A 15,909-nucleotide genomic window follows, 5' to 3' on the forward strand; every position below is an offset into this window, starting at 1 on the left:
CTATCGCCCACCGATGTCGGGAAAACTATGCGAGTACCACGCCTCATTCCGTTATTTGTTATCGCCGCCGCGCTATGTGCGGTAAGCGCCTGCTCATGGGTTGGCCGCTACAGCGATACGGCCTATCAGCAATTGCTCACACTCAAGCAATTGCATTTGCAGTTCATCGCCACCGCAGCGACGGAGGACGATCAACAACTGAACGCAGAAGATGAACAGGTTCGCCAGCAGTTCGCGCAGGCGATGGATCACAGCGATGCGTTGCGCCAGGAAAATTTCAGGATACTTGAAGGTAACTATCTGCGCGTTTACGCCCATCGCCAGATGCTGGGCGCGCCCTTTACTCCTGCCGAAGCGCAATATTTATCGCGGCAGACCCTTTATCTTTATCAACAGGCTATCGCTGGCGAATGTCAGCGAACAGGGAGGGAATAATGCCGACAACCATGGAGATTCGCGCGCTGTTGTCCGCTTGCGCGATTGATAGCGCCGAATGGATGCCATTACTGAATAAAGTACTTGGCGATGAGTACCGTGAAGTACGCGATAGCGGACTCTTTTTACTGCAGGCATTGCAGCAAAAAGCCCAGGGCTGGCTGACCGAAGACGATCTACGGCTACTGCTGGAAGGTCAGCGCGATATTGCCCGCATTCGCGCTAACAACCAGAGTATCGCACGCCAGGCGCAGCTGCAGTCGACATTATTACGTCTGTTCGATATCACGTTGCTGGCGCTGGCAGGGGGGTTATAAGCTAGGCTAACTGCCGCCGCTTATCCTCCGACAGCAGGTCGACCGCCTGCTGGTAGGAGGCATCCACCAGGTAGTAAATCTGCGAGTCTGGCAAGGAGCCATCAAGGAAGACCGTGCTCCAGTGAGCTTTATTCAGGTGCCTGCTGGGGCGTACATCGCGATGTTGTTCCCGCAGCAGCTCGGCAAGCTCCGGGCTGGTCTTTAACGCAACGGCCGGCCGCTTATCCTCCACTTCTTTTACCATGGCGAATAGCACGTCCGCGACCTTGATTTGCGTTGCTTTCCAGTCGCTATGAACGCTTTGTTCCGCGCCCGGCTTCGCCATGCAGTACTGCAGTAGATCCGATATAGTCATTTTTTATTCTCCCGTGAGCGTGGCGACGATATGCCGCGAGCCGCCGTGAATGCGATGCTCCCCCAGCCAGATCCCCTGCCAGGTCCCCAACATGACGTTGCCGTTCTGCACCGGCAGCATCAGTGAAACGCCCAGCAGCGAGGATTTAATGTGCGAGGGCATATCATCAGGACCTTCATAATCGTGTTCATACGGCGCGTTGTCTGGTACGGCGTTGAGAAAATGCTGTTCCATATCAAAACGAACCGTGGGATCGCAGTTCTCATTCAACGTCAGGGAAGCGGAAGTATGCTGGAGTAACAGATGCAGCAGGCCAACCTTGATATGCGACAGTTCGCGGATTTGGCCAATAATTTCGTTAGTCACCAGATGGAAACCACGAGATTTCGGCCCTAATGTCAGGGTTTGCTGATGCCACATAAACGACTCCTGTAATGTGTGAATCCTTCTAAGTTTGCAGCAAGAAGCGAAAAGGTAAAACCTCAAACGCTGAAATTCGTATAAAAAAAAGACAGCCTGCGGCTGCCTTCTCATGTTCAGATGCGTCGAGTTTCGCGCGCCTTAATATTCTGAATTCACAATCACCTCTTCCCCTTGCGATCCGGCCATCGGCAGCGGTTTGTAGGAGGAGTTTGCCGCGCGCAGCACGCGAATTCCGCGCGCATCGGCATCGCGAGCCGCCGAGATGTCGTTGTCCGAGTCACCGTAGAAGACTTTGATATTCTTCTCCCGTAACCACTGAGTTTTCGTGTTCTGGCCTGGCTTATCGCCGGCAAAAATCACCGGGTTCATATTAGAGCCGGGGATCAGGAAATCATCCTGCAGGGTTTTGGAGACGGTCTCAGTTTTGGTCTGGCTGCGGCCGGTCACGAAGTAGATGCTGTCGCCGCGCTTTATATGCATCGCAATCAGCTGGCGGCCCACTTCTTTCGGCATGCTGAACTCGTCCCAGCCGTTATTCATCTTTTCCCAAAACTCCGGGTTCTTTAGATAGGCTTCGCTGCCGGGAGAATAGGTTTTTTGCCCGCGCCAGAAACCGGGGCTGGAAAACAACACGGTGTCATCGATATCGAAACCCACCGCCATCGGCGCGCGGCCCAGCAGGCTATTTTCGATTTGCGCTACCGATACCCAATGGATCGGCGCCTGTTCGGCAAGTATCGCAACATTCGTCCCCTCCCAAATGGGCTGCGGAGTAGAAGCGCGAGCGACAACGGAGCTATTCAGAGCGAACAACAGACAGGTGGCGCTAATGGCCAAAGTTAACTTACGCATATTTATCCCTATGCCCCTCATGCGCCAGGCCGCTTAGCGGCAACCTGAGTTATTTTGGGTCTAAATAATCGATTCGTTATTATTTTTAATAATGAGTGAGCTCATTAATGTAGCAAGACCTTAACGCCTGACCACACAGATAGAAAGGATTTTCTGCTCAGATATCATATAAAAAGAGCATGATCACACTTCGGGGGTAATATTACCCTCGCCTTAACGCTGACGAGGGTAAATTAGTAAGTAAGCACTTACATTACAGCGGCAAACGCCTGAGCGACGCGCTGGACGTTACGCGAGTTAAGTCCTGCTACGCACATCCGGCCGCTGGCAATCAGGTAAACGCCAAACTCTTCGCGTAGACGATCCACCTGTGCCGCGCTCAATCCGGTGTAGCTAAACATGCCGCGCTGCTTCAGCAGGTAGTCAAAGTTCTTGCCGGGAACGGCCTCTTTCAGCGCATCAACCAGCGTCTGACGCATCGCCAGAATGCGGGTACGCATCGCTTCCACTTCCGCCAGCCATGAGGCTTTCAGCGCCGCGTCGTTCAGCACCGCCGCGACCACCTGCGCGCCAAAATTCGGCGGGCTTGAGTAGTTGCGGCGCACCGTCGCTTTCAACTGACCCAGCACGCGGCCTGCGGTTTCCGCGTCATCGCAGACAATCGACAACCCACCGACGCGTTCGCCGTACAGTGAGAAGATTTTGGAAAATGAGTTGCTGACCAGCATCGGCAGGCCGGCGCTGGCAATCGCACGAATAGCGTAGGCATCGTCTTCCATACCGGCGCCAAAGCCCTGATAGGCGATATCGAGGAAAGGAATTAAATTACGTGCTTTCAACACTTTAACGACTTCATCCCACTGCGCGTTGCTCAGGTCGGCGCCCGTCGGGTTGTGGCAACACGGATGCAGCAGCACGATATCGCGCTCAGGGAGCGTCTGTAGTTTGGCGAGGAAGGCTTCAAAACGCACGCCGTTGGTCTCATCATCGAACCAGGGGTAAGTACTTACTTCGAATCCAGCCCCTTCAAATATGGCGATGTGGTTTTCCCAGGTCGGGTCGCTAACCCATACGCGCGACTGCGGGAAGTAGCGCTTGAGGAAATCGGCGCCAACCTTCAGCGCGCCGGAGCCACCCAGGGTTTGAATTGACGCTACGCGGTTTTGTTTCAGCACCGGATGGTCAGCGCCAAATAACAGCGGCGCAATGGCGTGGCGGTAGCTATTGAGCCCTTCCATCGGTAAATACAGCGAAGCGCCGTGCGGCTGGGCATTGAGTCGCGCTTCGGCATCCGCCACGGCCTGTAGTTGCGGAATAATGCCGTCTTCGTTGTAGTAAAGACCGATGCTGAGGTTCACTTTGTCACTACGCGGATCTTCTTTGAAACGCTCCATCAAGGAGAGAATGGGGTCGCCGGCGTAGGCGTCAACTTTTTGAAACACGAGATGTATCTCCAGGTTTACGAAAGCAGGTATTTACACAATAAACCGGAAGTTGGGGAAGGTCGAGGGGATGTTGGTAAGTTATCGACAAAGATCGCTGCAAACATGGGCGACGCCGCGCGCCGCCCCTGCTCATTACCCCGATAAGCGTAGCGTAATCGGGGAAATATGCCACTGACCGTAGTTAGTCGAGGTAACGGATAGCCAGCCTGGAGGTCAGGCGAGTGATAAGTTCGTAAGCACTCACTTTCGTTATTTCCGCGATGCGCTCAACGGGGAGCCCTTCTCCCCATAACACAACCGGATCGCCGGCTTGATCCTGCGCCTGAGGGCCGAGGTCGACGCAAATCATATCCATCGCCACGCGGCCGACAATCGGCACTTCGCGGCCGTTGACCAGCACCGGCGTGCCGGAGGGCGCAGCGCGTGGATAGCCATCGCCATAGCCCATCGCCACGACGCCGAGGCGGGTATCGCGCTCGCTAATCCAGGTGCCGCCGTAGCCCACCGGCTCCCCGGCTTTATGCTCGCGCACCGCAATCAGGCTGGAGGTCAGCGACATGACCGGCAGGCAGCCGAAGTCCGCACCGGTAGAGTGATTCTCCAGCGGAGAAACGCCGTAGAGAATGATGCCCGGCCGCGCCCAGTCGAAATGCGACTGCGGCCACAGCAGGATCCCGCCCGAGGCGGCAATAGAACGCAGCCCCGGCTTACCTTCGGTAAAGGTGGTGAAAATATCCAGCTGACGCTCGGTCGCGCCGCATTCAGGCTCATCGGCGCGAGCGAAATGGCTGACGATATTCACCGGCTGGCGGATATTTTTGCACCGGCTTAGCCGCTGATAAAACGCTTCGGCCTGTTCCGGCAGTACGCCAAGGCGATGCATACCGGTATCCAGCTTCATCCAGACGGTAATCGGTTCGGCCAGTTCTGCTTGTTCGAGCGCCGCCAGCTGTTCCGGGCTATGTACCACGGTGTGCAGGCGCTGCGCGGAAATCAGCGCCAGATCCGCCGCTTCAAAGAAGCCTTCCAGCAGCAATATCGGTTGGGTAATGCCCCCTTCACGCAGGCGCAGCGCCTCTTCCAGGCGGGCGACGCCGAAGGCATCGGCGTCGGTCAGCGTTCGCGCGGTCTCTAGAAGGCCGTGTCCGTAGGCGTTCGCTTTCACCACCGCAACCAGTTTACTGGCGGGAGCCAGTTCACGCAGGCGTTGCAGGTTGTGTCGCAGAGCGCGGCGGTTGATAACTACAGTTGCCGCTTGCATTTGAATTCCTTAAAAAAAGACTGACGGAGGTTTACTCATCGTCATACTGAGGACCGGCATAATTATCGAAACGCGACCACTGGCCGTTAAAGGTCAGTCGTACCGTACCGATCGGGCCGTTACGTTGTTTACCAATGATAATTTCAGCAATACCTTTTAAATCACTGTTCTCGTGATAAACCTCATCACGATAGATGAACATGATTAAGTCGGCATCCTGTTCAATAGAGCCAGATTCACGCAGGTCGGAGTTGACTGGGCGTTTATCGGCACGCTGTTCCAGAGAGCGGTTCAGCTGCGACAGCGCGACCACCGGCACCTGCAACTCTTTTGCCAGCGCCTTCAGGGAACGGGAGATTTCGGCGATTTCCAGGGTACGGTTATCAGAGAGCGACGGTACGCGCATCAGCTGCAGGTAGTCGATCATAATAAGACCGATACCGCCGTGCTCGCGGGCGATACGCCGGGCGCGCGAACGCACTTCCGTCGGCGTCAGGCCGGAGGAGTCATCGATATAGATGTTCCGTTTTTCCAGCAAAATACCCATTGTGCCGGAGATCCGCGCCCAGTCTTCATCGTCCAGTTGGCCGGTACGGATACGGGTCTGATCGACGCGCGATAGCGAGGCCAGAGTACGCATCATGATCTGCTCGGATGGCATCTCCAGACTGAAGATCAACACCGGCTTATCTTGCAGCATCGCCGCGTTTTCCACGAGGTTCATCGCAAATGTCGTCTTACCCATCGACGGACGCGCGGCGACGATAATCAGATCCGAAGGCTGTAGCCCGGCGGTCTTTTTATTGAGGTCGTCATAGCCGGTATTCACCCCGGTGACGCCATCATGCGGCTGTTGGAACAGCTGTTCAATACGGGCGACGGTGGCATCGAGCACATCGGCAATGTTCTTCGGCCCTTCGTCTTTATTGGCCCGGCTTTCGGCAATTTTAAATACCCGGGATTCCGCCAGATCCAGCAGGTCCTCGCTGGTGCGCCCCTGGGGGTCGAAACCGGCTTCGGCGATCTCGTTGGCCACCGAAATCATTTCACGCACTACCGCGCGTTCGCGTACGATGTCGGCATACGCGCTGATGTTCGCCGCGCTTGGCGTATTTTTGGAGAGTTCGGCCAGGTAGGCGAAGCCGCCGACGCTATCCAGTTGCCCCTGACGCTCCAGCGATTCCGCGAGGGTTATCAGATCAATCGGGCTGCCTGACTCTTGCAGGCGCGCCATCTCGGTAAAGATATGACGATGCGGACGGGTATAGAAATCTTCCGACACCACCCTTTCGGCGACGTCGTCCCAGCGCTCGTTATCCAGCATTAAACCGCCCAACACCGACTGTTCCGCTTCAATCGAGTGCGGCGGGACTTTCAACCCTGCGAGCTGCGGATCGCGTTCGCGAGGTTCTGTCTGTGGTTTGTTGAAGGGTTTATTTCCTGCCATAGTGAATGGAGTTACCTGTAAATGAGAGACACAAAATTATAAAGGAGTTCACATGGCAACACGAATTGAATTTCCCGCGCATGGAGGCCCCGAGGTTCTGCATGCGGTTGAGTTTACCCCCAACGATCCTGCCGAACACGAAATCCAGGTAGAAAACAAAGCTATCGGTATCAACTATATCGACACCTACATCCGCAGCGGCCTGTATCCACCGCCCTCGCTGCCGAGCGGACTGGGAACCGAAGCCGCCGGTATCGTGAGTAAAATCGGCAGCGGGGTTAAACATATCAACGTTGGCGACCGCGTGGTATACGCCCAGTCCGCGCTTGGCGCTTATAGTTCGGTGCATAACGTGCATGCCGACAAAGCGGCAATTTTGCCGGATGCGATTTCCTTTGAGCAGGCCGCCGCCTCGTTTCTTAAAGGGCTGACCGTCTGGTATCTGCTGCGCAAAACCTATGAAATACAAGCCAATGAAACCTTCTTGTTCCACGCGGCGGCGGGCGGCGTGGGGCTGATTGCCTGCCAGTGGGCGAAAGCGCTGGGGGCGAAACTTATCGGTACCGTCGGAAGCGAGCAAAAAGCGCAGCGCGCCCGGCAGGCCGGCGCCTGGGAAACCATTAACTATCGCGAAGAGAATATTGCCGAGCGCGTCAAGGCGCTAACCGGCGGCAAAAAAGTCGCCGTGGTTTACGATTCCGTGGGTAAAGATACCTGGGAGGCCTCGCTCGATTGTCTTCAGCGGCGTGGGCTGATGGTCAGCTTCGGCAATTCATCTGGCCCGGTAACCGGCGTGAATTTGGGTATCCTCAATCAGAAAGGATCGCTGTATGTGACCCGCCCTTCTCTGCAAGGCTACATCACCAACCGGGAAGAGCTGACGGAAGCCAGCAACGAGCTATTTTCGCTGATCGCCAGCGGCGTGATCAAAGTCGATGTGGCGGATAATCAGAAATACGCCCTGCGTGACGCCAGACGCGCGCATGAGATCCTGGAAAGCCGGGTGACCGAAGGCTCGAGCCTGCTGTTACCGTAACCGGATGAGATCGCCAGAAAAGTTTAGGGCCTCCTGACGGAGGCCCTGACTTTTTTTGTTCGGCTGTATGTAGGGTACAGCACGATGAATTCGTTATCGCGCTAATAGTGACAGATTTAATACGCAATGCCTACGCTGTTTTATGCAAAATTACTCAGGTTGTGACACACCGCTCAATCCCCAAAATGATGGCTTAGTAGCGCCAACGATCTTCGCGGCGATAGCGGGTTGTGGTCGGCGATTTTATCGCCCGAATAACCCATACGACGGCCACCGCCAGCAGCAACCAGGGTAGCAGCTTAAACATTAATGCGAACAGGCCGCCGAAGAACATCAGCGCGGTGGCGACGACCAGCGCGGCAATAATGCCAAGCAGCGAGATGCCGGTGACCAGCAACATGACAAAAAAGCCAATAACAAATAAGAGTTCCAGCATGGTCTTCTCCCGAAATAAATAACCAGATAGCTGATTGGCTATTTCAAGAATCATGCCAGGTATAACTCATTGAATTAAAACAAAACGCCCCGCAGCAGTGCTGTAGGGCGTGGCGAAATAGACCAGTTTTTAGCGAAAAGTTTAACGCTTATCGGCAACCAGCTTCAGCGCGTGTTCCAGCACGTTGATATCAGCGCCCGCTTTGTGGGCATTTTCACTCAGATAGCGACGCCACTGACGCGCGCCGGGGATCCCCTGGAACAATCCCAGCATATGGCGGGTGATATGGCCAAGATAGGTACCGTTGCTGAGCTCTCGCTCGATATAGGGGTACATTGCGCGCACCACCGCCACCGGATCGGCATCCGCGCCGTCGACGCCGAAAATCTCGCGATCCACAGAAGCCAGAATACCCGGGTTTTGATAGGCTTCACGCCCCACCATCACGCCGTCCATATGCTCAAGCTGCTGTTTAGCCTCTGCCAGAGATTTAATTCCGCCGTTAATCGCCATCGTCAGATGCGGAAAATCACGTTTCAGTTGCCAGACGCGCGGATAATCCAGCGGCGGAATTTCGCGGTTCTCTTTCGGACTCAGGCCGGAAAGCCAGGCTTTACGAGCGTGAATGATGAACATTTCACACTCCCCTTTGCCGGAGACGGTCTCAATGAAATCACACAGGAATTCATAGCTATCCCGATCGTCAATGCCAATACGGGTTTTTACCGTTACCGGGATCGACACCACGTCGCGCATCGCTTTGATGCAGTCCGCCACCAGCGCGGCGTTACCCATCAGACAAGCGCCAAACATCCCGTTCTGCACGCGGTCAGAGGGGCAGCCGACGTTGAGGTTAATCTCGTCGTAGCCGCGCGCCTCGGCGAGCTTCGCGCATTGCGCCAACGCCGCAGGATCGCTACCGCCCAACTGCAGCGCTACCGGATGTTCTTCTTCGCTATAGGCCAGGTAGTCGCCTTTACCGTGAATTATCGCGCCGGTGGTGACCATTTCGGTGTACAGCAGAGTATGGCGCGACAGCAGACGCAGGAAGTAGCGGCAATGTCTGTCGGTCCAATCGAGCATGGGCGCGATAGAAAAACGGTGGGCAGCAAAAGCGGTAGATGTGGATTCTGGCATCATGGCGAATAAATAAGCATCCGGGTAAAAAGGGGCGCTACTATAGCACAAACACCAACCACGGCGCATAACGTCGAACGCCACGCGCCATGGTCAAAATGCGGCCTATATTTTCCGCGGTTTGCCGTCGTGCGGGCCAAAGAACTGCGGAGGGTGATCCACCCAGCGATCCTGGCGAGTCGCGGCATAGCCTGGGTTCAACGGATAGTAGATGCGGTTGTGTTTTTTATTCGCCTCGCCAACGACCAGCAGCCGCACCTCCTGCTCGGTATTATTCAGGAAGGTATGACACACGCCAGTCCCCGCCGGAAAGCCGACGCTATCGCCCGGCTCCAGCTTCCATAGATAGCCATTGATCCAGACTTCCGGAAAGCCTTCCAGCACGTAGATGAACTCTTCTTCATCGCTTTCCGCATGTGGATAAGAGGTTCTGCGCCCCGGCGGTAAGCGTTCATGATGGATGCCCAGCCGATTTAGCCGCAGGCCGCGGGCAAGAGGCGCGCCAATAGAAAACAGCTCGTGACTATCGGGGTAGGTGGAATCATCCGCACCTTCCAGTTCGCGCCAATGTCGAATGCAATCAGGTCGTTTCATCGTTTTCTCCCGAAAATGAGATACATCAGGTATAGCAAAGCTTGCAGGATCTCGGCGTTTTACCTGGTTCGTGATAAAGTAACAGTTTCAACATCACGCAACCAGAGGATGCTCATGGATAACACCACTTCGCAAGAAATGTTAGCGCAGGCTGAAAAGCTTTGCGTGCAACGTGGCGTACGCCTGACCCCGCAGCGTCTGGAAGTGTTGCGTCTGATGAGCCTGCAGCAAGGGGCGATTAGCGCCTACGATCTGCTGGATCTGCTGCGAGAAAAAGAGCCGCAGGCGAAGCCGCCCACGGTCTATCGCGCGCTGGAGTTTCTGCTGGAGCAAGGTTTTGTGCACAAAGTGGAATCGACCAACAGCTATGTACTGTGCCACCTTTTCGATCAGCCGACCCACAGTTCGGCGATGTTTATCTGCGATCGCTGCGGCGTGGTCAAAGAAGAGTGTGCGGAAGGCGTAGAAGATATTATGCATACGCTGGCGGCCAGAATGGGCTTCGCTCTACGGCATAATGTGATTGAAGCGCACGGCCTGTGCGCTGCCTGCGTGGAAGTCGAAGCGTGCAGCGCCCGCGAACACTGTCATCACGATCATACCATCCAGATTAAAAAGAAAGCCCGCTGAGTCGGGCGACATCAGCGGGAAGCTACGGCATATCACTATGCCGTTAGACAGGCATAAACAGGGGGTCAAAACCACATTTGCTACCAGCGCGTATCGTTCTTACGCTCCCAGTCAGACACCTCTTTTTCGGCCTGATCTTTCGCGTAGCCGTAACGTTCCTGAATTTTACCGACTAGCTGATCGCGCTTCCCTTCAATGACCGTCATATCGTCATCGGTCAGTTTACCCCACTGTTCCTTGGCTTTACCTTTCAACTGTTTCCAGTTACCGCTGATTTCGTCTTTATTCATCATTACGTCCTCATGATTCGGTGGGTTAACAGCCCGTTTTGTTCCGGACATGGTAATAACTATAGATGACAATGCTGACACCGATTAGTTATTCGGAATTTTTAACCATCAGGCCAATTGAACACGCTGGGAGAATTTTCCCGGCTCGCGCTGCGCTCGGCCGGGATATTTGCATTCAGGAGGGTGAATTAAACCAGGTGCCACGCTGCCAGTGGCGGCGCCAGATGAGCGCCAGCGAAAGCCCACGCAAAGCTAGGAACACGGCCAGCGCCAGCCACAGGCCGTGGTTGCCGAGCACGGGCACAGAGAGCAGCGTCACCGCAAATCCCGCGGCGGCCACCGCCATGCTATTACGCATCTCCGCGCCGCGCGTTGCGCCGATAAACATGCCATCCAGCAGATAACACCAGACGCCAATCACCGGCAGGATCATCTGCCAGAACAGATAGCGGTCGGCCAGCTGCTGCAATGATGGGATAGAGGTCAATAGCGCGATGATATGCTCACCGGCCACGCTGTAGATTAACGCGAACGCCAGCGCGACCATTCCCGACTGCCGACAGGCCGCGCGCCAGACTTCCAGCAGTTGGCTACCGTCACGCGCGCCGTAAGCCTGTCCGGAATGGGCTTCGACGGCATAGGCAAAACCGTCCAGCGCGTAAGCGGTAAAGGTCAGCATGGTCATCAGTACCGCATTGACCGCCACCACGTCGCTGCCCAGACGGGCGCCGAAGACGGTGATGGCGCCAAAGCAGAGCTGCAGTAGCAGCGAACGCAGCATGATGTCGCGATTAAGCGCCAGCAGGCGCCGCATATTGCCGCGCCAGGCTTCCTTCAACATGGCAAGCGTCACGCCGCGCAGCGCCAGCACCCGTTTCGCCATTAGCAGGCCGATGATAAAGGTAGCGTATTCCGACAGCGCCGTCGCCAGTGCCGCCCCCTGCACGTTCATATGCAGCCCCATTACCAGCCACAGGTCGAGCACGATATTCAGCAAGTTGCCGACCACCAGCAGGATCACCGGGGCGCGGGCGTACTGCACGCCAAGCAGCCACCCTAACAGCACCAGGTTAGCCAACGACGCCGGGGCGCTGAGCCAGCGGATTTCGAGGAACCGCCTGGCCTGCTCCAGTACCGCCTCGCTGCCGCCGACAATATGTAGCGCGAGGTCAATGAGCGGCATGCGGAACAGAACAATGAGCAGCCCGGCGGCCAGCGCCAGGATCAGCGGTTGCACCAGAGCGCGCGCCAGCCGCTGCGGATCTTTGGCGCCGTAGGCCTGAGCGGTTAAGCCAGTGGTGCTCATTCGCAGGAACAACAGCAGCATAAAGAGGAAACTGGTGGCCGTCGCGCCGACGGCGACGCCGCCAAGGTATACGGGGCTATCAAGATGGCCGACAACGGCGGTATCGACCAGCCCCAACAGCGGAACGGTAATGTTCGAGAAAATCATCGGTAGCGCGAGGCGCCACAGTGCTTTATCGGCGGCGTTGAGCAGCATGCAGAGGGACCAGACAGAGGAGGAACATCGCAGCGTCATGCATCATGATGACGCTGCGTTAGGACGGGAGTTACAGCCACTCACCGTTACGGATCACGCCGACGGCCAAACCTTCAATGGTGAAGCTCTGCTGGCGCAGATCGACGACGATCGGGGAAAACTCGCTGTTTTCCGGCAGCAGTTCAACGACGTTGCCCTGCTTTTTCAGACGTTTTACGGTGACTTCTTCATCGATACGCGCGACGACGACCTGGCCGTTACGCACGTCCTGAGTTTTATGCACCGCCAGCAGATCGCCGTCGAGGATACCGATGTCTTTCATCGACATCCCGCTAACGCGCAGCAGGAAGTCGGCATTTGGTTTAAACATCGCCGGGTCAACCTGATAGTGACCTTCAATATGCTGCTGCGCCAGCAGCGGTTCGCCTGCGGCGACGCGGCCGATCAGCGGCAGTCCGTGTTCTTCTTCCGTCAGCAGACGAATGCCGCGTGAAGCGCCGGAGACGATTTCAATCGCGCCTTTACGCGCCAGCGCTTTGAGGTGTTCTTCCGCCGCGTTTGGGGAACGGAACCCCAAGCGCTGAGCAATTTCCGCACGCGTCGGCGGCATGCCCGTTTGGCTGATGTGATCCCGGATGAGATCAAACACCTCTTGCTGCCTGGTCGTTAACGCTTTCATTCCGCCCCCTGGGTGTATATACAGTTATGCTGTGAGTATATACAGCTAATGGTGATTTTGGAACCACATATCATATAAAAATCAGGAGATTCTTTGCGTTTTGCGAGCGTTGCCGACAAGACTTAGCGGTAATGCGACCACAACAGCATAGTCCAGGTGATCAACGCGATGATTATCGCCAGCAGTACCGCCGCCGAGCCCATATCCTTGGCGCGCCCGGAAAGCTCATGATGCTCAGGCCCGATACGGTCAACCACCGCTTCAATCGCGCTGTTAAGAATTTCGACTATCATCACTAACAGGACCGAGCCAATGAGCAGGACTCGCGTAATGATATCGACATCCAGCCAGCAGGCTATCGCCACGGCCACAATGGCGGCGACGCCTTCCTGGCGGAAAGCGGCTTCGTTCACCCACGCCGCGCGGAAACCTTTCCAGGAATAACCTGCTGCTTTAATGATTCTGGTTAACCCAGTGGTATTATTGGCCATCAAAAAGAACCTTTTAATGTAAATGACGTCGCTGAGTGTACGTGTTTGCCGTGTGACAACGGAAATTTTGTACGCTTTCTGTTATTCTTGCCGCGCATTTGCATGATTAACCAGAGGCTTCACATCGTTTATGTCCGGCTGGCAACGAATTTACTATAAATTACTGAATTTACCATTACGGGTGCTGGTAAAAAGCAAGTCTATTCCGGCAGAACCTGCTCAGGAATTAGGGCTCGATACCTCGCGTCCGATAATGTACGTCTTGCCTTATAACTCCAAGGCGGACCTGCTGACCCTGCGCGCCCAGTGCCTGGCGCATGACTTACCCGACCCTTTTGAACCGCTGGAAATCGACGGCACCCTGCTGCCGCGCTACGTTTTCATCCACGGCGGCCCGCGCGTGTTTACCTACTACACGCCGAAAGAGGAGTCCATTAAGCTGTTCCACGACTACCTGGATCTGCACCGTAATCATCCCGATCTCGACGTGCAAATGGTGCCGGTCTCGGTGATGTTCGGCCGCGCCCCGGGTCGCGAAAAAGGCGAAGAGAATCCGCCGCTACGCATGCTTAACGGTATTCAGAAATTCTTCGCCGTCTCCTGGCTTGGCCGCGATAGCTTCGTGCGTTTCTCGCCTTCTGTCTCTCTGCGCCGCATGGCGGATGAGCACGGTACCGATAAAATCATCGCCCAGAAGCTGGCCCGCGTGGCGCGTATGCACTTCGCCCGTCAACGTCTGGCCGCCGTCGGCCCGCGTCTCCCTGCCCGCCAGGATCTGTTCAATAAGCTGCTGGCATCGAAAGCTATCGCCCGCGCGGTAGAAGATGAAGCGCGCAGCAAGAAGATTTCTCACGAGAAGGCCCAGCAGAACGCCATCGCGCTGATGGAAGAGATTGCCGCTAACTTCTCTTATGAAATGATCCGCCTGACTGACCGTATTCTCGGCTTCACCTGGAACCGTCTGTATCAGGGGATTAACGTGCATAACGCCGAGCGCGTACGCCAGCTGGCGCATGACGGCCATGAGATTGTCTATGTGCCCTGTCACCGTAGCCACATGGACTACCTGCTGCTCTCTTATGTGCTTTATCATCAGGGGCTGGTGCCGCCGCATATCGCCGCCGGCATAAACCTCAACTTCTGGCCGGCCGGGCCGATTTTCCGCCGTCTGGGCGCTTTCTTTATTCGCCGTACCTTTAAGGGCAACAAGCTCTACTCCACGGTATTCCGCGAATATCTTGGCGAGCTGTTCAGCCGTGGCTATTCGGTGGAATACTTCGTCGAAGGCGGGCGTTCCCGTACCGGCCGTCTGCTGGATCCGAAAACCGGCACCCTGTCGATGACTATCCAGGCAATGCTGCGCGGCGGTAGCCGCCCCATCACCCTGGTGCCGATTTATATCGGCTACGAGCACGTGATGGAAGTCGGTACCTACGCCAAAGAGCTGCGCGGCGCGACAAAAGAAAAAGAGAGCCTGCCGCAGATGGTGCGCGGCCTCAGCAAACTGCGTAATCTCGGCCAGGGCTACGTTAACTTCGGCGAACCGCTGCCGCTGATGACCTACCTCAATCAGCACGTGCCGGAATGGCGCGAAGCCATCGATCCTATCGAAGCTGTCCGCCCTTCCTGGCTGACGCCGACGGTGAATAATATCGCCGCCGATCTGATGGTGCGCATCAACAATGCCGGGGCGGCCAACGCCATGAACCTGTGCTGTACGGCGCTTCTGGCGTCGCGTCAGCGTTCTTTGACCCGTGAGCAGCTGACCCAGCAGTTGGATTGCTACCTCGACCTGCTGCGTAACGTGCCGTACTCCACCGATTCGACCGCGCCGACGGCTTCCGCCGGCGAGCTTATCGACCACGCACTGCAGATGAACAAGTTCGAAGTCGAGAAAGACACCATCGGCGATATCATCATCCTGCCGCGCGAGCAGGCGGTGCTGATGACCTACTATCGCAACAACATCGCCCATATGCTGGTGATGCCGTCGCTGCTGGCCGCTATCGTGACCCAACATCGCCGCATCACCCGTAGCGAAGTGCTGCGTCATGTCGAGATGTTCTATCCGTTCCTGAAAGCCGAGCTGTTCCTGCGCTGGGAAAAAGAGGAGCTGGCGGGCGTTATCGATGCGCTGATGGCAGAGATGCAGCGTCAGGGCCTGGTGGTGCTGAATGGCGATGAGATGAGCGTCAACCCGGCGCACTCTCGTTCCCTGCAGCTGTTGGCCGCCGGCGCGCGCGAGACGTTACAGCGCTACGCGATCACCTTCTGGTTGTTGAGCGCCAACCCGTCCATCAACCGCAGTACGCTTGAGAAAGAAAGCCGCACCATGGCGCAGCGTCTGTCGGTACTGCACGGTATCAACGCGCCGGAGTTCTTCGATAAGGCGGTGTTCAGTACTCTGGTGCTGACCCTGCGTGACGAAGGCTACATCAGCGATACCGGCGATGCCGAGCCGGCAGAGACCCTGAAGGTCTACCAGATGCTGGCGGATTTGATTACGTCGGATGTACGTTTGACGATTGAAAGCGCCGCTCAGGACGACGCATAACGTTGCGGCTTCTGTTCCCCGGCTCG

18 protein-coding genes are annotated in these 15,909 nt (G+C 56.2%); 5 read left to right on the forward strand and 13 right to left on the reverse strand.

Annotation, left to right across the window (positions count from 1 at the left end):
- The first annotated feature begins 27 nt into the window (after nt 1-27).
- Both KGA69_RS04700 and KGA69_RS04705 read left to right on the forward strand, forming a co-directional pair.
- Nucleotides 28-435, forward strand: a complete 408-nt coding sequence (locus KGA69_RS04700; protein WP_045422137.1) for a hypothetical protein — start codon at nt 28-30, stop codon at nt 433-435.
- Complete coding sequence (locus KGA69_RS04705) at nt 435-752, forward strand: hypothetical protein (protein ID WP_045396749.1); 318 nt, start codon at nt 435-437, stop codon at nt 750-752. Before KGA69_RS04700 ends, KGA69_RS04705 begins: the two co-directional genes overlap by 1 nt.
- Nucleotide 753: 1 nt before the next feature.
- Here KGA69_RS04705 and KGA69_RS04710 read toward each other — a convergent pair whose 3' ends face one another.
- The 6 genes from KGA69_RS04710 to dnaB all read right to left on the reverse strand — a co-directional run bounded on the left by KGA69_RS04710 (nt 754) and on the right by dnaB (nt 6,535).
- Entirely contained in the window at nt 754-1,107 is a 354-nt protein-coding gene (locus KGA69_RS04710; RefSeq protein WP_020079872.1) for an MmcQ/YjbR family DNA-binding protein, read from the reverse strand.
- 3 nt (nt 1,108-1,110) lie between these two features.
- Nucleotides 1,111-1,527 (reverse strand): secondary thiamine-phosphate synthase enzyme YjbQ, encoded by a 417-nt coding sequence (locus tag KGA69_RS04715; RefSeq protein WP_045396752.1) that lies wholly within the window; start codon nt 1,525-1,527, stop codon nt 1,111-1,113.
- 141 nt (nt 1,528-1,668) lie between these two features.
- Nucleotides 1,669-2,382, reverse strand: coding sequence for an acid phosphatase AphA (gene aphA / locus KGA69_RS04720; RefSeq protein ID WP_213292876.1), 714 nt, complete (start codon nt 2,380-2,382; stop codon nt 1,669-1,671).
- Nucleotides 2,383-2,630: 248 nt separating this feature from the next.
- Nucleotides 2,631-3,824 (reverse strand): aromatic amino acid transaminase, encoded by a 1,194-nt coding sequence (tyrB, locus tag KGA69_RS04725; RefSeq protein WP_213292877.1) that lies wholly within the window; start codon nt 3,822-3,824, stop codon nt 2,631-2,633.
- A 184-nt stretch (nt 3,825-4,008) separates the two neighbouring features.
- On the reverse strand, nt 4,009-5,088 hold the full coding sequence (alr, locus tag KGA69_RS04730; protein WP_213292878.1) for an alanine racemase: 1,080 nt from the start codon (nt 5,086-5,088) through the stop codon (nt 4,009-4,011).
- Between the two features lie 31 nt (nt 5,089-5,119).
- Nucleotides 5,120-6,535, reverse strand: a complete 1,416-nt coding sequence (dnaB, locus tag KGA69_RS04735; RefSeq protein WP_045396768.1) for a replicative DNA helicase — start codon at nt 6,533-6,535, stop codon at nt 5,120-5,122.
- A 52-nt stretch (nt 6,536-6,587) separates the two neighbouring features.
- Here dnaB and KGA69_RS04740 point away from each other — a divergent pair, with 52 nt between their 5' ends.
- Nucleotides 6,588-7,571, forward strand: coding sequence for a quinone oxidoreductase (locus KGA69_RS04740; RefSeq protein ID WP_047078471.1), 984 nt, complete (start codon nt 6,588-6,590; stop codon nt 7,569-7,571).
- 193 nt (nt 7,572-7,764) lie between these two features.
- Here KGA69_RS04740 and pspG read toward each other — a convergent pair whose 3' ends face one another.
- From pspG to KGA69_RS04755, 3 genes are all read right to left on the reverse strand, one after another.
- Nucleotides 7,765-8,007 (reverse strand): envelope stress response protein PspG, encoded by a 243-nt coding sequence (gene pspG / locus KGA69_RS04745; protein WP_045396775.1) that lies wholly within the window; start codon nt 8,005-8,007, stop codon nt 7,765-7,767.
- A gap of 141 nt (nt 8,008-8,148) precedes the next feature.
- Complete coding sequence (gene dusA / locus KGA69_RS04750) at nt 8,149-9,147, reverse strand: tRNA dihydrouridine(20/20a) synthase DusA (protein WP_015704043.1); 999 nt, start codon at nt 9,145-9,147, stop codon at nt 8,149-8,151.
- Between the two features lie 102 nt (nt 9,148-9,249).
- Nucleotides 9,250-9,738 carry a cupin domain-containing protein gene (locus tag KGA69_RS04755; protein WP_015368759.1) on the reverse strand — a complete coding sequence of 163 codons (489 nt, stop codon included), beginning with the start codon at nt 9,736-9,738 and terminating at the stop codon, nt 9,250-9,252.
- A 114-nt stretch (nt 9,739-9,852) separates the two neighbouring features.
- On the opposite strand from KGA69_RS04755, the gene zur reads away from it, so the two are divergent.
- Nucleotides 9,853-10,368: a zinc uptake transcriptional repressor Zur gene (gene zur, locus KGA69_RS04760; RefSeq protein ID WP_045379090.1), complete on the forward strand. Its 516-nt coding sequence runs from the start codon at nt 9,853-9,855 to the stop codon at nt 10,366-10,368.
- Between the two features lie 80 nt (nt 10,369-10,448).
- Here the strand turns inward: zur and KGA69_RS04765 are convergent, their stop codons facing one another.
- The 4 genes from KGA69_RS04765 to KGA69_RS04780 form a co-directional block, all read right to left on the reverse strand.
- The gene (locus KGA69_RS04765; protein ID WP_015704042.1) at nt 10,449-10,658 is read right to left on the reverse strand and encodes a CsbD family protein; all 210 of its coding nucleotides are present in this window, start codon (nt 10,656-10,658) and stop codon (nt 10,449-10,451) included.
- Nucleotides 10,659-10,833: 175 nt separating this feature from the next.
- Nucleotides 10,834-12,159, reverse strand: a complete 1,326-nt coding sequence (gene dinF, locus KGA69_RS04770) for an MATE family efflux transporter DinF (RefSeq protein ID WP_047045853.1) — start codon at nt 12,157-12,159, stop codon at nt 10,834-10,836.
- A 70-nt stretch (nt 12,160-12,229) separates the two neighbouring features.
- Nucleotides 12,230-12,838: a transcriptional repressor LexA gene (gene lexA / locus KGA69_RS04775; protein ID WP_015704040.1), complete on the reverse strand. Its 609-nt coding sequence runs from the start codon at nt 12,836-12,838 to the stop codon at nt 12,230-12,232.
- Nucleotides 12,839-12,960: 122 nt separating this feature from the next.
- Nucleotides 12,961-13,329 (reverse strand): diacylglycerol kinase, encoded by a 369-nt coding sequence (locus KGA69_RS04780; RefSeq protein WP_045396782.1) that lies wholly within the window; start codon nt 13,327-13,329, stop codon nt 12,961-12,963.
- Nucleotides 13,330-13,459: 130 nt separating this feature from the next.
- Between KGA69_RS04780 and plsB the strand changes: the two genes are divergently transcribed.
- Nucleotides 13,460-15,883: a glycerol-3-phosphate 1-O-acyltransferase PlsB gene (gene plsB, locus KGA69_RS04785; RefSeq protein WP_045396787.1), complete on the forward strand. Its 2,424-nt coding sequence runs from the start codon at nt 13,460-13,462 to the stop codon at nt 15,881-15,883.
- The last annotated feature ends 26 nt before the right edge of the window (nt 15,884-15,909 follow it).

This window comes from Klebsiella sp. A52 (assembly GCF_018388785.1).
Taxonomy (GTDB): Bacteria; Pseudomonadota; Gammaproteobacteria; order Enterobacterales; family Enterobacteriaceae; genus Klebsiella; species Klebsiella aerogenes.

Coding starts and splice junctions, on each gene's coding strand:
- KGA69_RS04700 (WP_045422137.1), top strand. CDS start 28: ATGCGAGTACCACGCCTCATTCCGTTATTTGTTATCGCCGCCGCGCTA.
- KGA69_RS04705 (WP_045396749.1), top strand. CDS start 435: ATGCCGACAACCATGGAGATTCGCGCGCTGTTGTCCGCTTGCGCGATT.
- KGA69_RS04710 (WP_020079872.1), bottom strand. CDS start 1,107: ATGACTATATCGGATCTACTGCAGTACTGCATGGCGAAGCCGGGCGCG.
- KGA69_RS04715 (WP_045396752.1), bottom strand. CDS start 1,527: ATGTGGCATCAGCAAACCCTGACATTAGGGCCGAAATCTCGTGGTTTC.
- aphA (WP_213292876.1), bottom strand. CDS start 2,382: ATGCGTAAGTTAACTTTGGCCATTAGCGCCACCTGTCTGTTGTTCGCT.
- alr (WP_213292878.1), bottom strand. CDS start 5,088: ATGCAAGCGGCAACTGTAGTTATCAACCGCCGCGCTCTGCGACACAAC.
- dnaB (WP_045396768.1), bottom strand. CDS start 6,535: ATGGCAGGAAATAAACCCTTCAACAAACCACAGACAGAACCTCGCGAA.
- KGA69_RS04740 (WP_047078471.1), top strand. CDS start 6,588: ATGGCAACACGAATTGAATTTCCCGCGCATGGAGGCCCCGAGGTTCTG.
- pspG (WP_045396775.1), bottom strand. CDS start 8,007: ATGCTGGAACTCTTATTTGTTATTGGCTTTTTTGTCATGTTGCTGGTC.
- dusA (WP_015704043.1), bottom strand. CDS start 9,147: ATGATGCCAGAATCCACATCTACCGCTTTTGCTGCCCACCGTTTTTCT.
- KGA69_RS04755 (WP_015368759.1), bottom strand. CDS start 9,738: ATGAAACGACCTGATTGCATTCGACATTGGCGCGAACTGGAAGGTGCG.
- zur (WP_045379090.1), top strand. CDS start 9,853: ATGGATAACACCACTTCGCAAGAAATGTTAGCGCAGGCTGAAAAGCTT.
- KGA69_RS04765 (WP_015704042.1), bottom strand. CDS start 10,658: ATGAATAAAGACGAAATCAGCGGTAACTGGAAACAGTTGAAAGGTAAA.
- dinF (WP_047045853.1), bottom strand. CDS start 12,159: ATGCTGCTCAACGCCGCCGATAAAGCACTGTGGCGCCTCGCGCTACCG.
- lexA (WP_015704040.1), bottom strand. CDS start 12,838: ATGAAAGCGTTAACGACCAGGCAGCAAGAGGTGTTTGATCTCATCCGG.
- KGA69_RS04780 (WP_045396782.1), bottom strand. CDS start 13,329: ATGGCCAATAATACCACTGGGTTAACCAGAATCATTAAAGCAGCAGGT.
- plsB (WP_045396787.1), top strand. CDS start 13,460: ATGTCCGGCTGGCAACGAATTTACTATAAATTACTGAATTTACCATTA.